Source organism: Saccharopolyspora hattusasensis, from assembly GCF_050972075.1.
GTDB classification, from domain to species: Bacteria; Actinomycetota; Actinomycetes; order Mycobacteriales; family Pseudonocardiaceae; genus Saccharopolyspora; species Saccharopolyspora hattusasensis.
On record NZ_JBPCDC010000001.1, the window covers coordinates 793324 to 816436 of the forward strand.

General features: G+C 69.8%; 21 protein-coding genes and 3 pseudogenes. 13 read left to right on the forward strand and 11 right to left on the reverse strand.

Annotated features, from left to right (window positions below):
* Window positions 1-205: 205 nt before the first annotated feature.
* On the reverse strand, window positions 206-1543 hold the full coding sequence (locus tag ACRXBZ_RS03750; RefSeq protein ID WP_433877793.1) for a carboxyl transferase domain-containing protein: 1338 nt from the start codon (window positions 1541-1543) through the stop codon (window positions 206-208).
* Window positions 1536-2984: an acyl-CoA synthetase gene (locus ACRXBZ_RS03755; protein WP_433883794.1), complete on the reverse strand. Its 1449-nt coding sequence runs from the start codon at window positions 2982-2984 to the stop codon at window positions 1536-1538. Before ACRXBZ_RS03755 ends, ACRXBZ_RS03750 begins: the two co-directional genes overlap by 8 nt.
* Before the next feature lie 202 nt (window positions 2985-3186).
* On the opposite strand from ACRXBZ_RS03755, the gene ACRXBZ_RS03760 reads away from it, so the two are divergent.
* Together ACRXBZ_RS03760 and ACRXBZ_RS03765 are read left to right on the forward strand one after the other, a co-directional pair.
* On the forward strand, window positions 3187-3912 hold the full coding sequence (locus ACRXBZ_RS03760; protein ID WP_433877794.1) for a FadR/GntR family transcriptional regulator: 726 nt from the start codon (window positions 3187-3189) through the stop codon (window positions 3910-3912).
* Window positions 3913-4039: 127 nt separating this feature from the next.
* Window positions 4040-4534: a VTT domain-containing protein gene (locus ACRXBZ_RS03765; RefSeq protein WP_433877795.1), complete on the forward strand. Its 495-nt coding sequence runs from the start codon at window positions 4040-4042 to the stop codon at window positions 4532-4534.
* A gap of 45 nt (window positions 4535-4579) precedes the next feature.
* Here the strand turns inward: ACRXBZ_RS03765 and ACRXBZ_RS03770 are convergent, their stop codons facing one another.
* Window positions 4580-4792 carry a hypothetical protein gene (locus tag ACRXBZ_RS03770; RefSeq protein WP_433877796.1) on the reverse strand — a complete coding sequence of 71 codons (213 nt, stop codon included), beginning with the start codon at window positions 4790-4792 and terminating at the stop codon, window positions 4580-4582.
* A gap of 171 nt (window positions 4793-4963) precedes the next feature.
* Here ACRXBZ_RS03770 and ACRXBZ_RS03775 point away from each other — a divergent pair, with 171 nt between their 5' ends.
* Window positions 4964-5812: a helix-turn-helix domain-containing protein gene (locus tag ACRXBZ_RS03775; RefSeq protein ID WP_433877797.1), complete on the forward strand. Its 849-nt coding sequence runs from the start codon at window positions 4964-4966 to the stop codon at window positions 5810-5812.
* Between the two features lie 2 nt (window positions 5813-5814).
* Window positions 5815-6003, forward strand: a complete 189-nt coding sequence (locus ACRXBZ_RS03780) for a DUF397 domain-containing protein (protein ID WP_433877798.1) — start codon at window positions 5815-5817, stop codon at window positions 6001-6003.
* Window positions 6004-6060: 57 nt separating this feature from the next.
* On the opposite strand, the gene ACRXBZ_RS03785 is transcribed toward ACRXBZ_RS03780, so the two are convergent.
* Window positions 6061-7509: an MFS transporter gene (locus ACRXBZ_RS03785; RefSeq protein ID WP_433877799.1), complete on the reverse strand. Its 1449-nt coding sequence runs from the start codon at window positions 7507-7509 to the stop codon at window positions 6061-6063.
* Between the two features lie 235 nt (window positions 7510-7744).
* Here ACRXBZ_RS03785 and ACRXBZ_RS03790 point away from each other — a divergent pair, with 235 nt between their 5' ends.
* The 4 genes and pseudogenes from ACRXBZ_RS03790 to ACRXBZ_RS03805 all read left to right on the forward strand — a co-directional run bounded on the left by ACRXBZ_RS03790 (window position 7745) and on the right by ACRXBZ_RS03805 (window position 11172).
* Window positions 7745-8605: a TetR/AcrR family transcriptional regulator gene (locus tag ACRXBZ_RS03790; protein WP_433877800.1), complete on the forward strand. Its 861-nt coding sequence runs from the start codon at window positions 7745-7747 to the stop codon at window positions 8603-8605.
* A 72-nt stretch (window positions 8606-8677) separates the two neighbouring features.
* Window positions 8678-9561: pseudogene (locus ACRXBZ_RS03795) on the forward strand (beta-keto acid cleavage family enzyme).
* Window positions 9562-9789: 228 nt separating this feature from the next.
* On the forward strand, window positions 9790-10752 hold the full coding sequence (locus tag ACRXBZ_RS03800; RefSeq protein ID WP_433877801.1) for a 3-hydroxyacyl-CoA dehydrogenase NAD-binding domain-containing protein: 963 nt from the start codon (window positions 9790-9792) through the stop codon (window positions 10750-10752).
* Window positions 10753-10812: 60 nt separating this feature from the next.
* Window positions 10813-11172, forward strand: coding sequence for a thioesterase family protein (locus tag ACRXBZ_RS03805; RefSeq protein WP_433877802.1), 360 nt, complete (start codon window positions 10813-10815; stop codon window positions 11170-11172).
* 272 nt (window positions 11173-11444) lie between these two features.
* Here the strand turns inward: ACRXBZ_RS03805 and ACRXBZ_RS03810 are convergent, their stop codons facing one another.
* Window positions 11445-11594 (reverse strand): hypothetical protein, encoded by a 150-nt coding sequence (locus ACRXBZ_RS03810; protein ID WP_433877803.1) that lies wholly within the window; start codon window positions 11592-11594, stop codon window positions 11445-11447.
* 130 nt (window positions 11595-11724) lie between these two features.
* Here ACRXBZ_RS03810 and ACRXBZ_RS03815 point away from each other — a divergent pair, with 130 nt between their 5' ends.
* Window positions 11725-12669: an ADP-ribosylglycohydrolase family protein gene (locus ACRXBZ_RS03815; protein WP_433877804.1), complete on the forward strand. Its 945-nt coding sequence runs from the start codon at window positions 11725-11727 to the stop codon at window positions 12667-12669.
* A gap of 69 nt (window positions 12670-12738) precedes the next feature.
* Window positions 12739-12909, forward strand: a complete 171-nt coding sequence (locus ACRXBZ_RS03820) for an Rv3202a family protein (protein WP_433877805.1) — start codon at window positions 12739-12741, stop codon at window positions 12907-12909.
* A gap of 619 nt (window positions 12910-13528) precedes the next feature.
* Here the strand turns inward: ACRXBZ_RS03820 and ACRXBZ_RS03825 are convergent.
* From ACRXBZ_RS03825 to ACRXBZ_RS03840, 4 genes are all read right to left on the reverse strand, one after another.
* Window positions 13529-14914 (reverse strand): FAD-binding oxidoreductase, encoded by a 1386-nt coding sequence (locus ACRXBZ_RS03825; RefSeq protein WP_433877806.1) that lies wholly within the window; start codon window positions 14912-14914, stop codon window positions 13529-13531.
* A 156-nt stretch (window positions 14915-15070) separates the two neighbouring features.
* On the reverse strand, window positions 15071-16012 hold the full coding sequence (locus tag ACRXBZ_RS03830) for an NAD-dependent epimerase/dehydratase family protein (protein WP_433877807.1): 942 nt from the start codon (window positions 16010-16012) through the stop codon (window positions 15071-15073).
* Between the two features lie 190 nt (window positions 16013-16202).
* The gene (locus ACRXBZ_RS03835; protein WP_168589461.1) at window positions 16203-16406 is read right to left on the reverse strand and encodes a cold-shock protein; all 204 of its coding nucleotides are present in this window, start codon (window positions 16404-16406) and stop codon (window positions 16203-16205) included.
* 264 nt (window positions 16407-16670) lie between these two features.
* Window positions 16671-17837 carry a Glu/Leu/Phe/Val family dehydrogenase gene (locus ACRXBZ_RS03840; RefSeq protein ID WP_168590607.1) on the reverse strand — a complete coding sequence of 389 codons (1167 nt, stop codon included), beginning with the start codon at window positions 17835-17837 and terminating at the stop codon, window positions 16671-16673.
* A 524-nt stretch (window positions 17838-18361) separates the two neighbouring features.
* On the opposite strand from ACRXBZ_RS03840, the gene ACRXBZ_RS03845 reads away from it, so the two are divergent.
* The 3 genes and pseudogenes from ACRXBZ_RS03845 to ACRXBZ_RS03855 form a co-directional block, all read left to right on the forward strand.
* Entirely contained in the window at window positions 18362-19177 is an 816-nt protein-coding gene (locus ACRXBZ_RS03845) for a hypothetical protein (RefSeq protein ID WP_433877808.1), read from the forward strand.
* Between the two features lie 168 nt (window positions 19178-19345).
* The gene (locus ACRXBZ_RS03850; RefSeq protein WP_433877809.1) at window positions 19346-20929 is read left to right on the forward strand and encodes an amidohydrolase; all 1584 of its coding nucleotides are present in this window, start codon (window positions 19346-19348) and stop codon (window positions 20927-20929) included.
* A gap of 146 nt (window positions 20930-21075) precedes the next feature.
* Window positions 21076-21303, forward strand: a pseudogene (locus ACRXBZ_RS03855) (germacradienol/geosmin synthase); the annotation flags it as partial.
* A gap of 301 nt (window positions 21304-21604) precedes the next feature.
* Here ACRXBZ_RS03855 and ACRXBZ_RS03860 read toward each other — a convergent pair.
* Both ACRXBZ_RS03860 and ACRXBZ_RS03865 read right to left on the reverse strand, forming a co-directional pair.
* Window positions 21605-22039, reverse strand: a pseudogene (locus ACRXBZ_RS03860) (amidohydrolase family protein); the annotation flags it as partial.
* Window positions 22040-22402: 363 nt separating this feature from the next.
* On the reverse strand, window positions 22403-23101 hold the full coding sequence (locus ACRXBZ_RS03865; protein ID WP_433877810.1) for a hypothetical protein: 699 nt from the start codon (window positions 23099-23101) through the stop codon (window positions 22403-22405).
* Between the last annotated feature and the right edge of the window lie 12 nt (window positions 23102-23113).

The window sequence follows — 23113 nt, forward strand, 5'->3', positions numbered from 1 at the left end:
CACATACTCAAGCGGCGCACCCAGCAACCACGACAAACGCCGATTTCGCGCGAAAACGCCACCCAGCAACCACGACAAACGCCGATTTCGCGCGAAAACGCCACCCAGCAACCACGACAAACGCCGATTTCGCGCGAAAACGCCACCCAGCAACCACGACAAACGCCGATTTCGCGCGAAAACGCGGCCCCTTCGACGGGGCGGGTCAGCGCGCGATGCCCTGGACGAAGCCCAGGTCCAGGAGATCCTGCGGGCGCAGGCGCAGGCGTCCGGCGAGTTCCGGCACTTCGGCCGGGTCGCGCTTGAGGATCGCGGCGCTGGATTCCGGTGCTATCACGGCGAAGTACGCATCCGAGGTGATCCAGGTCCGCTCCGGGGCCGCCAGCGCCAGGGCACCGCCCGAGCCGCCCTCGCCGACGACCAGCGTGGTGACCGGCACCTGCGCGTCGGCGACCGCGGCGAAGACCTCCGCGATGGCCGGCCCGATGGCACCGCGTTCGGCCGCCGCGTCGTTGGCCGCGCCCGGGGTGTCGACCAGCGTCAGCACGGGGATGCCGAGCTGGTCGGCGAGCCGAATCAGCCGGGCCGCGGTGCGGAACCCGGCCGGGGTGTTCGCTGTTCCTGTCTGGGCGGCGAAGGCGATGGTGCGCCCGTTGTGGTCGCCGAATCCGCAGATCATCCCCTCGTCGTAGCCACCGGCCCGGTCGCCGCTGATCTCGAAGCGCCGGGCGAGGTAGGCGTCCAGGTAGGCCCGGGCGCGCGGCCGGTCGGCCGAGCGCGCCCGCTGCACCGCGTCCCAGCCGGTCGCGGGCAGGGCGCCTGCGGTCAGCGCGGCCGGGACCGGGGCGGGTTCAGCCGGCCAGACCAGCTGCTGCGGGTGCAGCAGCGACAACAGGTCCGCCAGCACGCGGGGCAGTTCGGCATCGCCGACGACCCGGTCGACCTGGCCGTCGGCGAGCTTGCCCTCGGCGTGGAACGCCTCGCCGGTATCCCCCGCGCTGCGCACCCGGCTGCCACCGAAGGCGACCGCCGCGTCGGACGTCGCCAGCACGACGTCGGCCGCCGCCGCCAGCGCTACCCACATGCCGCCGGTGGTCGGGTTGCGCAGCACCGCGACGTGCGGGATCCGGTCCTTGCGGGTCAGCAGGCAGGCCCGCGCGATCTCCTGCAACTGGCGCAGGGCGCAGATCCCCTCCTGCATGCGGCTGCCGCCCGAAGCCACCAGCGAGATCACCGGCAGCCGGAGCTCCCGGGCCTGTTCGAAAGCCGCCACGATGCGCGCCCCGGACGCCTCTCCGACCGAGCCGCCGAGGAAGGCGAAGTCGAAGGCGACGAGCACCGCCTGCCGCGACCCGACCCAACCCCGCCCGCACAGGACAGACTCCTCCGCCCCGGTCCGCTCGGTCGCGCGGGCGCGCTGGTCGTCGTAGCCGGGCCAGCCCAGCGGGCCGTCCGCTGCCGACGGCCCGGCCGGGGGCTCGAACTCCTCGAACCCCCGGCTGATCGATTCGACCAGCGCGCGAGCCGCGGAGTGCTCAGCCATGCTGCAGCGCTTTCTTCTGCACCTTGCCCATCTCGTTGCGCGGCAACGCATCCAGGAACCGCACCTCGCGCGGCCGCTTGTGCGGGGTGAGCAGCCGGGCGACATGGTCGGCCAACTCCTGCTCGGCGACCTGCTGGCCGGGTGCGCGCACGATCCAGGCGATGATCCGCTCGCCCAGGTCGGCGTCGGGCTCGCCGGTGACCGCGACCTCGGCGACCGCCGGGTGCTCCAGCAGGCAGTTCTCGATCTCGCCCGCGCCGATCTTGTAGCCGCCGCTCTTGATGATGTCGGTGGCCTTGCGGCCGACGATCCGGATGTAGCCGTCCGGCGCGCGGGTGGCCACGTCACCGGTGCGGAACCAGCCGTCGACGAACGCCGCGTCGGTGGCGTCCGGCCGGTTGAGGTAGCCGCTGAACAGGTTCGAGCCACGCACCAGGATCTCGCCGACGGTCTCGTCGTCGCTGGCGGTGATCGCCTCGCCCTGCTCGTCGACGAGTTTGAGCTCGACCCCGGCGAACGGGCGCCCCACGTAGCCGGGCCGGCGGTCCCCGTCGGCGCGCACGCCGCAGTTCATGATCGTCTCGCTCATGCCGTAGCGCTCCACGACCCGCTGCCCGGTGAGGCGCTCGATGCGCTCGTGCTCGGCCGCGGGCAGCGCCGCGGAACCGGAGACCAGCAGCCGCGCCTTGCCGACCGACCGCCCGATCTGCGGGTCGCGCTCGGCGTCCTCGGCCAGCCGGTGGTACATGGTCGGCACGCCGAACATCATCGTCGCGGGCCCGGCGAGCTCTTCGGCCACGGCGGCGGACGAGAACTTGCCCAGGTGGTGGACCGTCCCGCCGAGCCGCACCGGGCCGAGCGTGCCGAGGATCAGCCCGTGCACGTGGAACAACGGCAGGGCGTGCACCAGCACGTCGCGGTCGGTCCACTCCCAGGCCTCGGCCAGCGCGTCGAGGTTGGCGCGGATCGCGCGGTGAGGCAGCACCACGCCCTTCGGCGGCCCGGTGGTGCCCGAGGTGTAGACGATCAGCGCGGGGTCGTCCTCGCCGGCCTCCGACGGCAGCTCACCGCCGCGGATGCCCAGGTCAACCTCGTGCACCGGCACGTCGCCGAGCCCCTCCGGGCGCTGGAAACCGGGCGGGGCCAGCAGGAGTTCCGGCTTGCTGTCGCCGAGGATGTGCACGAGCTCCCGCTCCCCCACCTTAGGGTTGATCGGCACCACCGCGACGCCAGCGCTCAGCCCTCCGATTACGGCGGCGCAGGTCTCCGGCGTGGCGGTCGCCCAAACCGCGATCCGCTTCGTGGTTCCGACCCGCTCGGCGATCGCGGCGGCCACCTCCGACAGCTCCCGGTAGTTCAGCGCGCGCGGCCCGAACCGCAGCGCCTCCTTCTCGTTGGGCTTTCGCAACTTGGGGAACAGCACGTGCGCCGCGCCGGCCATGACCACCTCCACGCTCCTCAATGTCCCGCCCGCGGACCGGCGATGCCCGGCGAGCCGGAAGCCGACAGTGGTCCACTGGCTTGACCACTTTCGCGCCGATCTCGACGCCGCGTCAAGGAAGTGTGGCAAAATTGGCTCATCCACTCGGCCAGATGGCCGGTGTTAGCCTTCTCACCATTGATTCCCGGCCTGGAGGAACCCGGTGCCCGAAGCCCTGCGCCCACTCGCCCGCCCCCGCCTGTACGAGCAGGTGGTGCAGCGACTGCGGGAGCACGTGGCTGATTCGGGCCTGCGCGTCGGCGACCGGCTACCGCCGGAGCGGGAACTCGCGGAGCGGCTCGGCGTCAGCCGGGCGTCGGTCAAGCAGGCGATCGTCGTGCTCGAAGTGCAAGGCCTCGTCGAGGTGCGCCACGGCGGTGGCACCTACCTTCGCCGCGAATCGCTGGACGCGGAACCGGTCGCCGACCTGGTCGCGCGCAAGCGCCGCCTGCCGGAGGTTCTAGAGGCGCGAGAGGCGCTGGAGACCAAGCTCGCGGAGCTGGCCGCGCAGCGGCGCACCGAAGCAGACCTCGCCGAGATCGACGCGGCGCTGGCGGACATGCGCCGCGAGATAGCCGAAGGCGGGCTCGGCAGCGAGGGGGACCGCCGGTTCCACGCCGCGATCACCGCCGCCGCGCACAGCTCGCTGCTGGGCGACTTCATGCGGACCATCGCCGCGGAGATCACCGAGAGCCGCCAGGAGTCGCTGCGCCAACCCAACCGGCCGGGCAAGTCGCTGGCCCAGCACGAACGCATCGCCGAGGCGATCCGGGCGGGCAACCCGCGCGCGGCGGTCACCGCCATGCGCCGCCACCTCCAAACGGTCAGCCGGGTTCGCCTCCTCTCCTGGGACCCGGACGCCGATCCCACCCGATCCAGCGAGGAGTGAGGGGCACCCGTCGCGGCGGAGGGTGGGCCGGTAGGCTCTGGCGGGCCTGTTCCAGCAGCTACGGAGCTTTCGACTTGATCCACCATCCAGGTTCGCAACGCGGGCGTGCCGTCGGCCGGGTGGTCCGGTGATCGGGTGGTTGCTGGCCACTGCGGGCACCGCCGCGCTCGGCAGCGTGTTCCCACTGGTCAACATCGAGCTCTACCTGCTCGGCGTGGTCTCCACCGTGGACGGCGTCAGCTGGTGGGCGTTCGGGCTGGCCGCGGCCGTCGGCCAAATCGCCGGGAAGACGCTGTTCTACCTGGCCGGCAAGGGCGGCTTCGCGCTCGGCGAGCGGTTGCGCAAACGCGTCGAAGTCAAGCGTCGCGGCAGGTGGTCCGCCTGGTTCGAGAAGTTCCACCAGCGGACGCAGGAACGCCCGTGGTGGGGACTGGGCGTGCTGTGCCTCAGCGCCGTCCCTGGCATCCCGCCCTACAGCCTGATGTGCTTTTTCTCCGGCGCGGCGGGCATTCCGCTGGTGGGCTTCCTGGCCGCAAGCCTCGTCGGCCGAGCGGCGCACTTCCTGATCGTCGCTGGTGCGCCGGAACTGCTGCACTGGCTCCCGTCCGCGCTGGGGTCGTGAGCGGTTGTTGCGGTAAGAACCGGAACAACAGCTCACGACCACACTTCACGCTGCGTCGAGTTCCTCGATGGCCTTGGCGCCGAGGGCGATAAGCGTGGCCAGGTTCTCCCGGCCAATGGTGAGGATGTATTCACTGCGATGTCCACAGTGGAGGGTTACGACGTCATTGCACCGATCGATCTCGTACCGCATCGTGACCTTCTCCGCCATCTCGACGTAGGACTCGACAGAGATACCGGAGTAGTGAAACAGGGCCATGCTCCCGACCTTCCTCAGTGGACGACTAGGGTGACTTCCCGGAAGAGCTTTAGATAAGTCCGACTGTCGGACTATCTTGAGATTAAGTCCAACAGTCGGACTTTGGTATCCCTCTGTCGGGTGCTGATCAGGAACTTCAGGAGGCATCGCATGGGCCAAGCTCGCCAGACCGTGGAGCGCCGACAGCTCGGCCTGATGCTTCGCAGATTGCGCAAGGAAGCCGCGAAGTCCCAGCAGGAAGCGGCGAAAGCGATCGGCAAGGTCCGGTCGCGCATCGTCGATCTGGAGGACGGTCGCAGCGCCACACCCGAGGACGATCTCATCAAACTGCTCGACTGTTACGGCATTGCCGACGAACAGCGCGAGACGGTGCTCGCCCTTGGCATGGAAGCCCGAAAGCGCCAGCGCAGAAGGACCTACACGGACCTGCTCCCCGGAGCCTTCCAACGCTTCGCCGACCTCGAAGCCAGCGCCACGGAGATCAGCAGCTACGAATCCGGCGTCATCCCAGGCTTGTTGCAGTCGCCGGGCTACGTGCGCGCAGTGATCGAAGAGTGCGACGGGGTCTGGTGGGACGCCACCACGACCGCCGAGCTGGAACAGCGCATCGCGTTCCGACTCGAACGGCAGGAGCGGAGCTTGAGCCTAGCCGAGCCGCGATCTTTTCGATTCGTGCTCACCGAGGATTCGCTACGAGCAGTCGTCGGTAGTCCGGAGGTGATGCGCGAGCAGGTACAACATCTGGCAGCCGTCATCGACACACGGGACGACCTCGTTGTGCAGCTCCTGAAACAGGACGCGATCCGAAATCCGGCCCGAGGTGGCGGTTTCACCGTCTTCGGCTTCGCCGACAGGGGATCCCCTGTCGGCTTCTCCAGCACGGTCTTCAGTCCCTCGACCTACCACAGCGACGAGGCCGACACAGCGGTCATGCTCCGCGCTTTCCGTGAGATTCAAAGCCTTGCGCTCGACCGCGACAGGTCACGACGATTGGTAGATCAGATCTTGAAGGGTGGCTGATCATGTCGCGAGATCAAACCGGCACCGGCTGGTTCAAAAGCTCCAGGAGCACTGGCAGCAGCGACAACTGCGTCGAGGTCCGGTTGCTGGACGGCTCCGTCCGGGTGCGGGACTCCAAGGCTCCCGAAGACGGCGTGCTGAGCTTCGGCTCCGCCGCTTGGAACACCTTCTTGAGCTCCTTAAAGCCGTAGCGTTTCCGCTGGTCACTACCCGTGAGTGGTTTTGGATGCCATAACACCCAAAACCACTCACGGGTCTTCGGCAGCGGAAATGGTGCGCCTTGCCAGTACGACCTCGGCGAGGGCTACGACCAGGGCGGCCGTGACGAAGCCGACCGAGACGATCAGGCCGTCCGAGATCGCCGCGTCGAAGCCGCTCGTCGTCAGGGTGCCGAAGAACAGACCCGAGGCCGCCGCCGTGCCCACCGCCGAGCCGATGCGCTGGCCCGTCTGCTGGACTCCCGCCGCCGTCCCGCCGTGGGCGGCGTCGATCTCGCTCAGCGTCACCGTCTGGTTCGGCGAGATCACCAGGCCGCTGCCGGTTCCGGCGATCAGCAGTGGCAGGGCCGTCACCATTCCGGCCGCCTCCCCCGGATGCGTGGCCAGCAACAGGTCCGTCGCCAGCAGGCCGAGCAGCGCCGCCGCTAAGCCGATGATCACCAATCGTCGGCCCATCCGGTGCACGATCCGGCCGCCGACGGCCGACGCCACCGCCGAGCCGACCGCGAACGGCGTCAGCGCCAGCCCGGCCTGCAGCGCCGAATAGCCGAGGCCGCGCTGGAAGTACACCGCCAGCACGAAAAAGATGCTCGTGAACCCGGCGAAGTACAGCAGCCCCAGCGTTGCGCCGAACGAGTAGCTGCGGATCTTCAGCAGCCGCAGGTTCACCAGCGGCGCGCGCCCCCTCGCCCGGTACCAGTACTCCCACGCCACGAACAGCGCCAGCAGGACCGCGGCGACGATCAGCAGGAACCACGGCGCGCCATGGCCGCTCTCCTGCTCGACCAGCGGCAACAACAGGCACAGCAGGCCACCGCCGAGCAGCAGCACCCCGACCAGGTCGAGGCTGCGGGACTGTTCGCGCGCGCCGTCGCGCGGCAGCACCCGCAGCCCATAGAGCACCGCCGCGATACCGATGGGCAGGTTCACGAAGAACACCCAGCGCCAGCCGTGCTCCTGCCCGGCAAGCTGGATGATCAGGCCGCCCAGCAGCGGGCCGATCGCCGTCGAGATGCCGACCACCGCGCCGAACAGGCCGAAAGCCTTGCCGCGCTCGCGGCCGTGGAACAGTCGCTGCATAAGGCCGAGCACCTGCGGGTTGAGCAACCCGCCGGCCACCCCCTGCAGCAGGCGGGCGATGACCAGCCACAGCGAGGTCAACGCGAATCCGGCCAGTGCGCTGGCCAGCGTGAAAGCCGCCAGCGCCAGCAGGAACATCCGGCTGCGGCCCCGGTCGTCGCCGAGCCGACCGGCCGGCACCAGGACCAGCCCGAAGGTCAGGGCGTAGCCGGAGACCACCCACGACAGCGCCGCCGCCGGCGCGTCCAGCCCCTGCTGGATCGACGGCAGCGCGACGTTGACGATGCTGACGTCGAGCAGGGTCATGAACCCGGCGACCAGGCAGATGGCCAGCACTCGCCAGCGCCGCGCGCTCTCCTGCCCCGCGGCGGTCTTCGCCACCGGCCTGGTGCTGTTCACGAGTTCAGCTCAGCACGTTCGTTCTGCGCTCGCACCATCCGAGACTCGCACCGGCATTGCGACCGACTGACTTATCAATCACAACCCACTCCATGCAGGATCGTCGCGACGGGCCATGTTAACGCGATTGGCCAAGCATGTTTCTCGAATGCGAGGCAGCCCACGGCAACCCGCCGGGATCGCAACACGCACAGTTCATTGCGATTCTCGCAACGTGCTGTTAGCGTTCCGTCCCGTGGAGGACACGACGGCCACGTTGCGCCAGCGAGTGCGCGATGTATTGCGCAAGTATCCCGGGAGCCAGCGTGCCTTCGCCGAGCGGATCGGACTGGACCCAACGAAGCTCTCCAAATCGCTGACCGGGACGCGCCGGTTCACCCCGGTCGAGCTCACCCGGATCGCCGAGCTCACCGGCGTCACGGTGAACTGGCTGATCAACGGCGGCGACGACATCGAGACGGTTGCCGCCGCGCCGCAGCGCACCGCACGGCCCGGGCGCGAACCCGGCGACCTCCGCGAAGCGGGCCGGTACCAGCAGATCCTCGACGCCGCCTGGACGCTAATCGCCGAGCGCGGCTACCACTCGGTGCGGATCGCCGACGTTGCCAAGGCCTGCGGCACCAGCGCCGCGACCATCCACTACTACTTCCCCGGCCGCAACGACCTGCTCACCGAGACCCTGCGTTACTCGGTGCGGCTGGCCTTCGACCGGCAGGTCGCCGAGCTGCACAGCATCGAGGACGCCCACGAACGCCTGCTGCGGCTGGTGGAGCTCCAGCTGCCCACGCCGGGTCTGCTGCGCGCGGAGTGGTCGATCTGGCTGCAGGTGTGGACCGAGAGCGCCCTGAACCCAGATCTCCAGGTGCTGCACAGCGATTCCTACACGCGCTGGCACGACACGATCGCCCGCACCATCCGGCAGGGCCAGCAGCAGGGCGTGTTCACCGACACCGACGCGGAAGAGCTCACCGTGACGCTGACCGCGCTCATCGACGGGCTGGGCATCCAGGTGCTCGCCGGGCGGCCCGGCCGGTCGGTGGAGCGGATGCGGCGGGTGCTGCGCGAGTTCGTCGAGCGCGAGATCGTCCGGCATTGAAGTGAAAACCCACCCGGGCGCGGATTCCGGTGCGCCCGGGCGATCAGCCGCATCCACGGAAGGGAGAGCCCCATGGGCAACGAAGTGATCATCACCGCCGCGCTCACCGGCGCCGGTGACACCACCGGCAAGAGCGAGTTCGTCCCGGTCACCCCGGAGCAGATCGCCAAGTCCGCGGTGGAGGCCGCCGCGGCCGGCGCGGCTGTGGTGCACATCCACGTCCGCAACATCGAGACCGGGCAGGGCTCCCGCGACGTGTCGCTCTACCGCGAGGTGCTGGAGCGGATCAAGGAGACCGGGATCGACGTGGTCATCAACCTGACCGCAGGATGGGCGGCGACCTGGTCATCGACGTCGACGACCCGCTCAAGCCGGTGGACGGCACCGACCTGGTCAACGGCCTGGACCGGCTGCCGCACGTCGAGGAGCTGTTGCCGGACATCTGCACGCTGGACTGCGGTTCGCTGAACTTCGGGGAGGGCAGCCAGCTCTACATCTCCACCCCGGACATGCTGCGCGCCGGCGCCAAGCGGATCCAGGAGCTGGGCGTCAAGCCGGAGCTGGAGATCTTCGACACCGGCAACCTGTGGTTCGCCACCAAGCTGATCGAGGAGGGTCTGATCGCCGCCCCGCCGCTGTTCCAGCTGTGCGCGGGCATCCCGTGGGGCGCCCCGCCGAACCCGGGCCTGCTGCAGGCGATGGTGAACATGCTGCCCGCCGGCGCGAACTGGGCGAGCTTCGCCATCGGCCGCGACCAGCTGCGCTGGGTGGGCCTGACGGCCGCGCTGGGCGGCAACGTCCGCGTCGGCCTGGAGGACAACCTCTACCTGAGCCGGGGCGTAAAGGCCACCAACGGACAGCTGGTCGAACGCGCGGTGACGATCGTCGAGGGCATGGGCATCAGGGTCGCCACCCCGAACCAGGCCCGCGAACAGCTCGGCCTCGAGAAGCGTTGACACCAGACGTTCCGTAGGCCCGGCGATTTCGCGCGAAATCGCCGCCCGTCCCCCATGCGGACCGGCGATTTCGCGCGAAATCGCCGCCCGTCCCCCGTACAGACCGGCGATTTCGCGCGAAATCGCCGCCCGTCCCCCGTACAGACCGGCGATTTCGCGCGAAATCGCCGCCCCCGACGCGAGCGGCTGCGGCCGCGTCGAAGACGACCTCGAAAAGGAAATTCCAAGTTGAACGAGAACACCCCCTCCCCCGCGGCGGTGCGGCGGGTCACGTGCATCGGTGCCGGTGTCATCGGCGGCGGTTGGGTCGCGCACTTCCTGGCGCGCGGCTACCAGGTGACCGCGTGGGACCCGGCCCCGGACTTCGAGGCCAAGCTGCGTCGGCTGGTCGACTCCGCCTGGCCCGCCCTGATCGAACTCGGGTTGGCCGACGGCGCCTCCCGCGACAACCTCGTCATCGCCCCGACGCTGGCAGAAGCCGTCGCCGAGGCCGATTTCGTGCAGGAGAGCGCGCCGGAAGACCTTGCGCTCAAACGGGATCTGCTGGCCCGCATCGACGGGGCGACCCCGGCGGGCGTCGTGGTCTCGTCGTCCACCTCCGGCTACGGCATGACCGAGATGCAGGTGGACTGCCCGACGCCGCAGCGGTTCGTGGTCGGGCACCCGTTCAACCCGCCATACCTCATCCCGCTGGTCGAGGTCGTCGGCGGCGAGCGGACCGAGCCGTGGGCGGTGCAGTGGGCAGCGGAGTTCTTCGAGGTCGCCGGCAAGTCGGTGATCACCATGGACCGCGAGGTGCCGGGCTTGATCGCCAACCGGCTGCAGGAAGCGATCTGGCGCGAGGCGCTGCACATGGTCGCCAACGGCGAGGCCACACCGGCGCAGATCGACGCTTCGATCACCGAAGGGCCCGGCCTGCGCTGGCCGCTGCTCGGACCGTGCCTGACCTTCCACCTTGCCGGTGGTGAGGGCGGCATGGCGCACATGCTGGACCACTTCGGCCCGTCGCTAAAGTCGCCATGGACCCGGCTGGAGGCGCCGGAGCTCACCGACGAGCTGCGCGACGCCATGGTCAAGGGCTGCGAGGAGGCCGCCGACGGCCGCAGCATCGCCGAACTGATCGCCGACCGCGACCTCGCGGTGATCGCCGTTATGCGTGCGATCGATGGCGTGCGCAACGGCAAGCCGTGACGGGGCTGCGGGAGTACCGGTGGATCGACTACAACGGGCCACCACAGCGAGGCCTACTACGTGCTGGTGTTCGGGTTCGCCACCGACGCGGTGATGGATCAGGTGGGGCTGGACGCGTCCTACCGCACCGACACGGGCTGCTCGCTTTACACGGTGGAGGCCCACGTGCGTTACCTGCGGGAGGTCAAGTCGGCTTCGGACCTGGTAGTGACCAGCCGCATTGTGGGCACCGGCGCCAAAAAGGTTCGCCTCTGCCACGAGATGTCAGTCGACGGTGCATTGGTGGCGACCGAGGAGATCATGGCGCTGCACGTGAACGGCCAGCAGGGCGGCACGACTCCGTTCCCGACGGCTGTGGCGGAGCGGTTCGCCGACCTGGACGAGCCCGCGCCGGAGTACGCGGGCCGATCCATCGGCTGAACGCCTCAGGTGGGCGGGACCCCTGGGTCCCGCTCACCTGGCGACAACAACCCGGTAGAGCACCGCACACCGCTGGCTAGGACGAGGAGCGTGCCGGCGGCAGCGAGCATCCGGGCTTCGGCATATCCGCCGACGGCGAGGAATCCGGGCGCAAGAGGCCGCTGCGCCCAACACCACCGCGAGGACGAGTTCCGCGGGTCCAGACCGACAATGCCGAGATCGTTTCGCGCCGTGCCACACCTGCATCAAATAGACCGTGCACAACACCTGGTTCAGGTGACCGCACCCGACACCACGAGCAGCCAGAAACCCGGATGCCGCAACAAGGTTGTGCGCTCTGCGCCGTGCGGACGGGACCACCGCCAGCCGGCCAAGGCTGCCACGGCGGACAAGACGATCAGGACGCCCAGGACGGCCGACACCATTTTCTCCCAGGTTGAAAGCGCGTTCGAGGCAGCGGCTATCCGGGGAAGGCGGGAGGTTGACCACGTCCATTCCCCCGCGCTGGGCGTACCGTTGACGGCAACAACCTGTGTCCTCGGGAGGTCGCGGGTGAACTCGACCGGTTTCGCGTCGGCGCACGACTGCGCCCGCGGGTTGTTCACAGGAGTCGGACTCGGCGACGCCATGGGCGCCCCGTTCGAAGGCAAGCCATCGGTCAGCGAGCTGACCTTGCGGGAGTTCGAGCACTCCAACCACCAGCTGCGCTACACCGACGATACCGCGCTGACCATCGCCGTGGCCAAACACCTGCTGGAGCGTGCCCGCCTCGGCGGGCACCTGCTAGACGAGGGCGAGCTCGCCGCCGCCCTCGCCTGCGCCTGGAACCGGGAACCGTGGCGCGGATTCGCAACCTCGGCGGCGGACCTGTTCGGGCAGCTCAACTCGGGCGTGCCGTGGCGGGATGCGGCCGTGTCGATGTTCCGCGGGCAGGGTTCGTTCGGCAACGGCGCCGCGATGCGCTGCGCGCCGGTGGCGTTGGCCGCGCAAAGCGCCCACCACGCCGCGGAACTGGGCCGCCGCGCGGCATCGGTGACCCATGGCCACCCCGACGGGCAGGAAGGCGCGGCGGTGCAGGCCTGCAGCGCGTACCTGGCCCTGCACACCAGCGGGTCGCTCGACCCGGAATCTTTCCTGCGCAAGCTGGCCCACGTCATCCACGAACCGGGGTGGGTGCGGCGGCTGCAAGCGGTCGCCGCACAGCTTGGGCACCGGGACCCGCACCGCGCCGCCGAGGAGCTCGGCAACGACGTGCGGGCCACGCATTCGGTGCCGCTGGCGCTGTGGGCGTTCCTCGGCCACGCCGAAAGCCCGGTCGACGTCGTGCGGCAGTGCATCCGGGCCGGCGGCGACACCGACACCATCGCCAGCATGGCGGCGGCGCTCACCGGGGCCATGCGCGGCGCCGCTGGCTGGCCGCAGTCATGGCTGCGCCGCTTGGAGGGTCTCGACCGGCTGCACGACCTGGGCGACCAACTCGCGCGGTTGTCGCCGTGAGCCGCGCGCCGTGTGGCCAGGCTCGTTACCGTTGTGGTTGATCCGGCCAGCAACCGACTGGAGGAATCGATGGACCCCGAAACCCCGGAAGCCGACGCCGCCGAACAGGCGCGCCAAGCCGAGGAAATGCCCGACGAGGAAGAGCCGGAACCGATCGAGGTCCCCCTCGACGCCGACCCCGCGGACCTCGCCGACCAGCACCGCCCGGTCCCGGTGGACGACTCCTACGACCACGACTGACCGGTCCACCGGCGATTCCAGCGAGCGTTCTCCAACCTCTTCTTGCATAGCGGTGCTGCGGGTAACGGAACCCCAGCGGCCTTCTCGGCTGTGGGAGCCCGGACGCACGTATGACCACGCGTCCGGGCTGTCCTCTCGGTCGGCATCGTGCTGGTCGACCCGATCCTGCGGAGCCTCGCCGAGGCCCGCAGCGCCACCGCCGAGCACTGAAGCCAGCCCCGCCAGCCGGGGTTGGCGCAATTTCGCGAGAAATTTACCGTCACCCGGGTGAACGTCAATTTCTCGCGAAATTGCACCCCGCCCCACGGCACGGCGCGGGGTGATCACGGAACGTGGTGGGTCGCTTCATCAGGGGTTGGTGCGATTTCTCGCGAAATTGTCCGCACCTGCGGGCTGGGCGGATCAGGGTTGGCAGTTGGGGCAGTGTGGTATGCGACTCGGGCTTCGACGCCGTCGAGAAGACCGCTGAGAACCCGCGGCGGTGCCAGTTACGAGGTGGGCCAAGGCGGCTACGCCGTTTGCGGCAGCCCCGTACCGATGGGGCTTCCGCATCGCGGCTGCGGATCGGCCAGTATGGGCTCAATGCGAATCGGCGCGCTGATTTCCGATTGAAATCGCCTCACACCGGGTCGGGGAGGACTCGGCCGGGGTTGAGGATGCCGTGGGGGTCGAGGGCGTTCTTGATCGTTCGCTGGGTCCATAGGCCCGCGTCGTCGAGCTCCTCGCCCAGCCAGCGCCGCTTGAGGTGGCCGACGCCGTGCTCACCGGTGATGGTGCCGCCGAGCTCCAGCCCCAGTTCCATGATCGCGTCGAACGCGTGCTGCGCGCGGACCACCTCGTCCGGGGCGTCGGAATCGAAGGCGACGACCGGATGCATGTTGCCGTCGCCGGCATGCCCGGCGCACAGCACCTGCACCCGGTGCTGCTCCGCGATCCTCTCCAGTCCCTCGACCAGGTCCACCAGCCGCCGCCTGGGCACGCACACGTCGTCGACCAGCAGCGACAGGCCGAGCTTCTCGTGGGCGTCCCCGACCAGCCGCCGGGCCCGCATCAGCAGCTCGCCCTCGGCCAGGTCGTCCGCGACGACCACCTCGGTGGCGGCGAAGGAACGAGCCACGCGCTCGAAGGCCGCCAGGTCGGCCGGAGCGGCCTCGCCGCGGTCGGACTGCACGAGGAGCATTCCTGCCACGCCGTCCGGGAAGCCGAGGTCTGCGATGCGCTGCACCGCGCGCACCGTCGGGGCGTCCATGAACTCCAGCACCGACGGCCGGTAGCCCTCCCCCAGGTATCCGGCGACGGCGCGGGCCGCGTCGGCGATCGTCGGGAAGAACGCGACCGCGGTCAGCGGCTGCGCTGCGGCCGGCCGCAGCGCGACGGTGACCTCGGTGACCACGCCGAGGGTTCCCTCGGAGCCGACCATCAGCCGGGTCAGGTCGTAGCCGGCGACGCCCTTGGCGGTGCGGCGCCCCGTGCGCATCACCCGGCCGTCGGCGAGCACCACCTCCAGGCCGCGCACGAAGTCGCCGGTCACGCCGTACTTCACGCAGCACATGCCCCCGGCGTTGGTGGCCACGTTGCCACCGATGGTCGAGATGCTGCGGGAACCCGGGTCGGGCGGGTAGAACAGCCCGTGCTCGGCGGCCTTCGCCGCGAACACGCCGTTGACAACGCCGGGCTGCACGACGGCGATCTGCTCGTCGGTGTCGATCTCGACGATCTGGTCCATCTTCTCCAGCGAGAGCAGGATGCAGCCGTCGATGGCGTTGGCCGCGCCGGACAGCCCGGAGCGCGCGCCCTGCGGCACCACCGGAACCCGGTTCTCGTGCGCCCACTTCAGCGTCGTCGCGACGTCCTCAGTGGACCGCGCGCGGACCAGCACCGATGGTTTTCCGGCCGGGCAGAAGGTGGCCCGGTCCCTGCGGTGGGCCTCCAGCACGTCGACGTCGTCGAACACGCGGCCCTCCGGCAACAGCTCCCGCAGCGGGTGCACGTCAGTGGCGGTCATCGGCTGCTCTCGTCTCCGGCCTCGGGGCGCATGGTCTTACTTCTGAACCTAACCCGTGCCTCCGCGGATCTCCCAGACCCGGACCCGCAGTGTGCGCTTGCTCGCCCGGGAACGATCATGGCCCACCCGCCGAGCGACGCCGCAGTTCACCCGCGACTATCCGGACCAAAGGCCGAACAAGGCGGCAAATCCCTCGCGCCAGCTCGGCCACATCGGCCGCCAGCCCAGCGTTTCGCGTAATCGGAAGTTGGTGGCACCGCGCTGCTCGGTCAGCTGGTGCACGGTCAACCAGTCCAGCTGCGCCCTGGCCTGGTCCATGGTCAGCGAAACCGGGGCCGGGCCGCCCGCCATCCGCGCGTAGGCCGGTAACCATTCCATCGATTCGGCGGGCTCGTTGTCCACGACGTTGTAGGCACCTGGCTCACCGCCGGTGACCAACGCGAGCACCGCCCCGGCCGCGTCGTCGACGTGGGTGAACGACGTCAGGCCGACGCCGTCGTCCACCAGCGGTAGCGCGCTGCCGCAGACCCGCGCGTGGATCGTCCCGCCCGGCGCGTAGTGGGTGTTCGGGCCGTACAGCGCGCCGTAGCGCAGCGTGACGCCCTCGATGTCCGGACAGGTCAGCACCGCTTCTTCTATCGCCGCAAGGGCTCGGACCGCGTCGCCCCAGCAGCCCGGCGCGTCTGTCCACAGTGGTGATTCCTCGTCCAGCACGTCGTGCCCGTGCGGGCGGTAGGCGGCGGTCATGCTCTGACCGATGATGCGCCGCGCGCCCACCTCGACGGCGGCCTCAACCAGATTCCGGGACCCGCGCTCGCGCAACTGCGCGGTGCGGCGCAAGCCCTCGTCCAGGTCGGCTCTTCCGAAGCCGGACGTCTGGTCGATGACCACGTCCGGCTCGACGCGGCGCAATTCCCGTCGCAATCCGGCCGAATCCAACAGGTCGGCGACTGCGACGTCGTCGGCCGGAGCCGCGCCGTCCAGCCGGTCCGCGTGGCGGACGAGCGCGGTCACGTGATGACCGCGGTCCCGCAGCAGCGGAAGCAGTGTTCTCCCGACCACGCCGGTCGCACCGGCGACAACCACACGCAGGGGCACTTCGACCTCGCACCGGGTTAAACGTCAGCGGGCTGGAAGCGTACCCCGGCGACGTACCCCTTAATGAGTGAAAAGGGTTGTCCTCCTCGGCGGCAGACCGGCACCGCAGGCGGCCCGGATCTGCCGCCCATCGGAGGCGGCATCAGAGCTCTCTCCGATGCGTCGTCATGCCTGTCCGGCACGACCTGGTTCAGATCACGCGGATGTCCGCGGCCTGCGGACCCTTCGGACCCTGAGCGATCTCGAACTCCACCCGCTGCTCTTCCTCCAGCGTGCGGAAACCGGTGGACTGGATCGCGGAGTAGTGGGCGAAGACGTCAGCGCCACCGCCGTCGGGGGTGATGAACCCGTAGCCCTTCTCCGCGTTGAACCACTTCACCTTACCGGTAGCCATTCCTTGTTTCTCCTGATTCTGCTGGCCAGGGTCGACACTGCGCAGACCCCCGGTCACCGAGCTGATCACCCGGTGCCCAACGCTGCTGCGGAGCACCACGGCACAAAAAAAGTGCCTGCGTTCTGGCAGGCACTTTCCAGTACTGCTGGGACCAAAACTGCAACCACCGCAAAGCTAGCACTCCGACTGCGGGTTGTCACACATCGATTGCCCCGTGTCAGTAACGAGCCAACCCGCAGTCGCAGCACCTCGAAACCGCTGGCGTCAGGGGATGCTCAGCAGCCCGCGACCAGCCGCCTCAGCGGCCCGATTCTCCTCGTTCCGGTGCTCGGCGAGCAGCAGTGCTGCGGTCCGCGGCGTGCGCCCCTCGGTGTCCCAGGCCGCCAGCAGCGGCGGGATCTTGGCCAGCATCTCCTCGCGCAACACCTGGAACGAGAGCACCGGATCGGCGTCGACCCGCCCGAGCAGCAACCACCACGCCCAAGCCACCGCGCCGGCGTTGGCGACGAAGTCCGGGATCACCGGAATGCCGCGCGTCGCGAGCATTTCCTCTGCGTCCGAGGTGACCGGGGTGTTGGCCGCCTCGATGATCACCTTCGCGGCGATCTCCGGCACCTGCGGCGCCTTGATCGTGAACGAGACCGCGGCCGGGATCAGCACGTCCACCTCGACGGAGAGGACGGCTTCGCGCGGCAGCCGCTGGACGTCCGGCGGCACCTGGGCCCGGTCGATCTCGCCGAAGCGGTCGCGGGTTTCCAGCAGCGCTGGGACATCCAGCCCGTCCGGGTGGAACAGGGTGCCCGCCGCGTCGGCCAGCGCGACGACCTTGAGCCCCGCCTCGTGCAGGTAGTAGGCCGCGCCGCCGCCCATCGTGCCGACGCCCTGCACGGCCACTGTGGTCTCCTGCTGCGCCCAGCCGCGGGCGTGCACGACGCCCAGGCAGCTCTGCGCGACGCCGTAGCCGCCGACCACGTCGCCGAGGAGCAGGCCGCCCGGCACCGGCGCGTTGAGCCCAGCGCGAACCCGGCGAAGCGTGCGCTCCGCGTCCGGCGCCCGGCGGATCGCCGCATGGTAAGACTGGTGCAGCCCGGCCTCGGCGAACACCTCGTCGATCAAGTGCTGCGGCACCCCGAGGTCTTCGGCCGTCACCCAGTGCGCATCGAGCCACGGCCGCATCGCCTGAACGAAACGGCTCAGCACGCCGCGGGCGGCGGGATCCTTCGGATCGCAGTCGATGCCGCCCTTCGCGCCGCCGACCGGCAGGTCGAACACGGCAGTCTTGCGCGCCATGCCTCGGGCCAGTGCCTCCACCTCGGACAGCGTGCAGCCGGCCCGCATCCGAGTCCCGCCGGTGGCGAGACCGGACACCAAGCTGTGCACGACCAGGTAACCGTTGCAGCCGGTCACCGAGTCCGTCCAGATCACCCTCATCAGCGGGTCGCGGTCGACGAGTGCCACGGGCCGAACCTCCTCTCAGAGCGCATACCTGACACGGGCGCGCGCGCCCGGGATCCATCAGTGATCGATGTTGCGGCGACCCGCGGGGCACCCGCGGCCGTCACCGGCACTGCCGAAGACTCCGGTCAGTGATGTCGCAGCCAAAGCGGGCAAGAAGACAACCAACGAGCCGGACTGGGGTTGCGATAAGACTCGGTTCGCATAGCACACCTCCCGCGTCCGGCTGGAATGGCTCGAAATTAAACGGGACCTCGTCGGATTGTCAACAATCTGCGCTCAGCGCTCTCGTTACGTCATCGGAACGGGTGCCTGCCCCCCGGTTACCTGGGAGTTCGGGGGGTCACAACTTGTTGCGAAACGTGATCAACTGGGCCGCGACGATCACCCGGACGGGGTCTTAAGCTTCCGGTCACGACGTACGACGGTGCCGCGCGAACCGGACCGGAACTTGGCCGAAACGGCTCCCACGGTTCCCGCGCGACTGGGAGGATGCAGGCATGAGCCAACCGGGACCCCATGACCGACCGGGATCGCTGGACGAGGTCGCGCAGCAGCAGCTGCTCCAGGAGATCGGCCGCGTCATCGTGCGCTCCCTCCCTCCCGGCTGGCAGCAAGCCACCGTCGAATACCGCGAACTCGGCGACCACCACGAACTCGTCGCGCAACTGCTCGCCCCCAACGGCACGGTCGTCCCGCTGGCCGTGCCCACCGAAGTCGCTGGTCTGTTCGTGCAGTTGCGCCACGGCATGTACCAGCCCGACCGCGGAACCTGGATCAGCGCGCTCTACCGGCTGCAGCGACCGGGTAGCTACACCGTCGACTTCAACGGCGACTACGAGCCGAACTGGCGCGTCGCTCCCCCACCCGAAGCCTTCGCCGAGGAGCTGCGCCGCTACCCGCGCCCCGCGGCGGCCACGCCGGACTGGCTGGCGCCGCCGAGCACCGGGCCGGGGCTGCGCACCGCGGAGGTCTTCGACGATGGCGGACGGCCGATCACCGAGCGGCCGGGGCTCGACCCGGCCGAGCTCGACCAGGTGGCGGAGTACCTGGAGCGGGCCCCGGTCGTGCTGGCCGCGCGCAGCTACGACACCGACCGGCTGGATCCGAACCGCAGCCCGGCGGTGCCAATGACCTTCCACACCGACGGCAGCTGGATCTGGCCCGGCGCGGTCGGCTACTACCTGCGCCAGCACGGCGTCGCGCCGGAGGCGGAGCTGGTGGCCCACATCCGCAGCCGCAGCTTCCAGATCCCCGAGGTCGACGAGTCCGCCCGCGAGCAGGCCGTCGCGGTCATCACCGGCGACGGCCGCTGACAGCCCGCTCGGCCCGGCGCGATTTCGCGCGAGACCGACAGCGCCTCGCGCGCTGAGGGGACGCCTCCGGGCGGAGTGGCGCGGCGAGCCGGACTTCTGGTTCGCCGAAGACCGGGCCGCTCCTCGGCGTGATGCTGCGACAATCTCGGCATGCGCGAGGTGGCCTTCATGGGCGGACCGGTGGCCACAATGGACGCCGCGCGCTCGTTCACCGACGCCGTCACGGTGCGCGGCGGCCGGATCGCGGCCGTCGGGGACGCCGCCGTACGAGCCCGGTTGACCCCGTCGACCGAGGTGATCGACCTCGGCGGCCGGCTGCTGCTGCCCGGTTTCCACGACGCGCACGTGCACCCGGTGTACGGCGGCATCGAGCGGCTGCGCTGCGACCTCACCGAATGCCTCGACGCCGCCGACTGCCTGCGGCTCATCGCCGAGTTCCGGCCGGATGCGGGCTGGGTGCTCGGCGGCGGCTGGGACACGGGGCAGTTCCCGCACGGCACAGCCGACCGCGCCGCCCTGGACGCGGTGACCGGCGACCGACCGGCGTACCTGCTCAACCGTGACCACCACGGCGCGTGGGTGAATTCCGCGGCGCTGCGGCTGGCCGGGATCGACCGGGACACTCCGGATCCGCCGGACGGCCGGATCGAACGCGACGCCGCCGGCGAACCCGCCGGGACCCTGCACGAGGGCGCCACCCGCCTGGTCGAGCAGGTGCTGCCGCCGGCCGGCGCGCAGGAGTACCTCGCGGGGCTGCTGGAGGGGCAGCGCTACCTGCATTCGTGCGGGGTGACGTCCTGGCACGACGCGATCATCGGCCCGTACCTCGGCTACGACGACCCGCTGGAGACCTACCTGAGCGCCGACCGGCAGAGCCTGCTGACCGGCAAGGTCCGCGGCGCGCTGTGGTGGGACCGCGCTCGCGGCAGGGAACAGATCGAGGAGCTCCGCCAGCGGCGCAGGCGGGCGCGCGGGCGGCGGTTCCGCGCCGACGCAGTGAAGATCATGCAGGACGGGGTTTGCGAGAGCTTCACCGCGGCGCTGCAGCTGCCCTACCTCGGCAACCACGGCCGCGGCATGTCCTTCGTGGACCCCGATGTCCTCTCGGCCGTGGTGCCCGAGCTCGCCTCCGACGGCTTCCAGCTGCACTTCCACGCCATCGGCGACCAAGCGGTGCGCGACGTGCTGGACGCGCTCGCCGCGGCCACCACCGGCCGGGACCTGCGCCACCAGATCGCCCACGTGCAGGTGGTGCACCCAAGCGATGTCCCGCGGTTCCACGAACTCGGCGTCACCGCGACGATCCAGCCCCGCTGGGCGGTCAACGATGCCGCCATGACCGAGCTGACCGTGCCGCACCTGGGACACCGGCGAGCCGGTTGGCAGTACCCGTTCCGGTCGCTGCGCGCCGCCGGAGCGGTGCTCGCCGCCGGCAGCGACTGGCCAGTCTCCGACGCCGATCCGATGCGGGCGGTGCACGTTGCGGTCAACCGGCGCGAACCCGGCACCGACGATGCGCCGTTCGTGCCGGAACAAGCACTGGACCTGGTGGATGCGCTCGCCGCCTACACCGCGGGCAGTGCCTGGGTGAACCACGTGGACGGGGACACCGGCACCGTCGAAGTGGGCAAGGCCGCCGATCTCGTCGTGCTAGACCGAGACCCGTTCTCGTTGCCACCAGAGGAAATCGGGCAGTGCCGGGTGGACCTGACGATGGTCGACGGCGTGGTCGTGCACGAGCGGAAGGCGTGACTCACCGCAGCGCCGCGCTGGGCTGGTCGGGCGATGCCGAATCCCGATCGTGTACAACCCGTTCCGCGGGCACTGGCCGTCGCGGCCTTCGCTGGTTTCGTGCCCAGGGTCGGCGACCATCGCAGATAGGTCAGGTGCGCGAACCAATGCAGCCCTTTCGACTGCCGGATTTCTACCTGTCCTACCCGGCGCGGCTGAACCCGAACCTCGGACGGGCGCGCGAGCACAGCAAGGCGTGGGCCTACGGGATGGACATGATCGACGTGCCGCAAGAAGGCAAGCCGATCTGGGACGAAGCGGACTTCGACCGTCACGACTACGCGCTGCTGTGCGCGTACACGCATCCGGACGCGGACAGTCCGGAGCTGGACCTGACTGGCACCAGGAATGCTGGCGATACTCCGACTCCGAGCTGCGCCACAACGCCTCGCTCGGGCCGGCACCGCTCAGCCCCACACCGCTCGGGCCGGCATCGAGCGTTCTCCGCGGTCCCAACGGCCTCGGCACCGCGCTGGCCCGCCTGGCATCGTCCTGGGACCCGGTGCTCGGCTGAGGCCCGACGCGGCGCAATTTCGCGAGAAATCGACCGTCACCCGGGTGAAGGCACAATTCTCGCGAAATTGCGCCAACCCCGGGTGACGGAGCCGGGCTTCAGCTACGGATCGTCATCACAGCTCACACCAGGGCGCCGTGCTGGATGACGTGGCGGGTGTGCTCGGGGTCGGCGAGGTTGGCGATGCCGGCCAGCGGGTCGCCGTCCAGAACCACGAGGTCGGCCAGGGCACCCACCCGCAGCGTGCCGATCTCGCCGGTCATGCCGAGGAGGTCGGCGGCGGTGCTGGTCGCCGAGCGGATGATGTCCAGCGGCTGCTGGACCTCGCTGCGGATCCGGAACTCCTCGTTCTGGCGGTGCATGCCGCCGAGCAGGTCGCTGCCATAGACGATCTTGACGCCTGCGCGGTGCGCCATTTCCAGCGCCGCCAACCCGGCCCCGAGCGCGTCGTCGACCTTGCGCCAGCTGTCCTCCGGCAGCCCGAACTCGCGGGCCTCGGCCTTCAAAGCCCGATAGGTCACCAGGGTCGGCACCAGGAACGCGTCGTGCACCAGGAACTCTGCCAGTGGCGTTTTCCCCTCGCTCGCACCGGGATTGGCGGTCGCCCAGGCCATCGCCGCCCAGCTGTCCACTGTGGATCCCGAGCGGATCCGCCGGTCCATCGAGGCAGCCGAGACCCAATGGTCGCGCTTCGGCCTGATGCACCGCCAGCCCCGCCGCAGTTGACACCGAAGGCAGTTCCGGGAGCGGATTTGCACGGCGGCGCGGTTAGCAGTCCTCGCGAGAACTACCGTCCTCGTCCCGCTGCAGGTCGCGTGAATACCCCATTCACCACGCCGGAACAGGAAATCACCGCGGTTGGGACCCCCGAAAATACAGGGGCCCCAACCCGCGAGCGGTTGACACAGCTCCCGCAACTCCTACATACCTGCCGCCCGCGAACTCTCCGACACCGGCCTCGGCCGAAAGGCCACGTCACTCGACGCGACCGGCGCTCCGGCCACGGCCGTCCAGTGCGCGAGGTACTTGGCCGCCTCGGCGGCCAGCAGCGCGTCCAGCTCGACCCGGTTCGCGTTCTTGCGCAGCCGCAACGGTTTGCCGCGACGCACGTCGAGCACCATCGGCGTCGCACCCGGCCGCAGGGCCGGCATCGCGCGCTCCAGGACCCGCAGCGCGAGGTTCGCGGAATCCGTGCCCAGCTGCGGCTCCTTCAGGTACGGCAGCACGACCTCGGTCCGACCGCCCCGGTGGCGCAACGCCAGCGAGCTGCGCTCCGAGATCGTGATCGCGAGCCCGCCGATCTCCCAACGCGTGGAAACGGTCGGGAGGCCGGTGACCTTGGCGCGCCCCCACCAGCGCTCGAATCCCGCATGCAGCTGCCGGAAGTGCGGTTGTTGCACCGGACGCGCCTGCCGCACCGCCGCCGCGACGATCTCCACCGCGTCCGGCGAGGTCACCGCCCGCCGCAGCGCCAGCCGGAACGGCCCGTAGAACGCCCACGCCATGCTCGTCTCATCGAGGTAGATCTCCCGCTGGTCCCGAACGATGCCCGCGCAACCACGCGGCGTGCTGCGCATGTAGTCGAGGAACGAACCGAGACTGATCTGCACACCGTCCACGAGTACCCCTTC

Bases quoted from the DNA above. Each gene is read 5' to 3' on its own strand.
- ACRXBZ_RS03770 (WP_433877796.1), bottom strand. From the start codon at position 4,792: ATGGCCCTGTTTCACTACTCCGGTATCTCTGTCGAGTCCTACGTCGAG.
- ACRXBZ_RS03820 (WP_433877805.1), top strand. From the start codon at position 12,739: ATGGACCCCGAAACCCCGGAAGCCGACGCCGCCGAACAGGCGCGCCAA.
- ACRXBZ_RS03750 (WP_433877793.1), bottom strand. From the start codon at position 1,543: ATGGCTGAGCACTCCGCGGCTCGCGCGCTGGTCGAATCGATCAGCCGG.
- ACRXBZ_RS03835 (WP_168589461.1), bottom strand. From the start codon at position 16,406: ATGGCTACCGGTAAGGTGAAGTGGTTCAACGCGGAGAAGGGCTACGGG.
- ACRXBZ_RS03850 (WP_433877809.1), top strand. From the start codon at position 19,346: ATGGGCGGACCGGTGGCCACAATGGACGCCGCGCGCTCGTTCACCGAC.
- ACRXBZ_RS03840 (WP_168590607.1), bottom strand. From the start codon at position 17,837: ATGAGGGTGATCTGGACGGACTCGGTGACCGGCTGCAACGGTTACCTG.
- ACRXBZ_RS03845 (WP_433877808.1), top strand. From the start codon at position 18,362: ATGAGCCAACCGGGACCCCATGACCGACCGGGATCGCTGGACGAGGTC.
- ACRXBZ_RS03825 (WP_433877806.1), bottom strand. From the start codon at position 14,914: ATGACCGCCACTGACGTGCACCCGCTGCGGGAGCTGTTGCCGGAGGGC.
- ACRXBZ_RS03780 (WP_433877798.1), top strand. From the start codon at position 5,815: ATGTCGCGAGATCAAACCGGCACCGGCTGGTTCAAAAGCTCCAGGAGC.
- ACRXBZ_RS03755 (WP_433883794.1), bottom strand. From the start codon at position 2,984: ATGGCCGGCGCGGCGCACGTGCTGTTCCCCAAGTTGCGAAAGCCCAAC.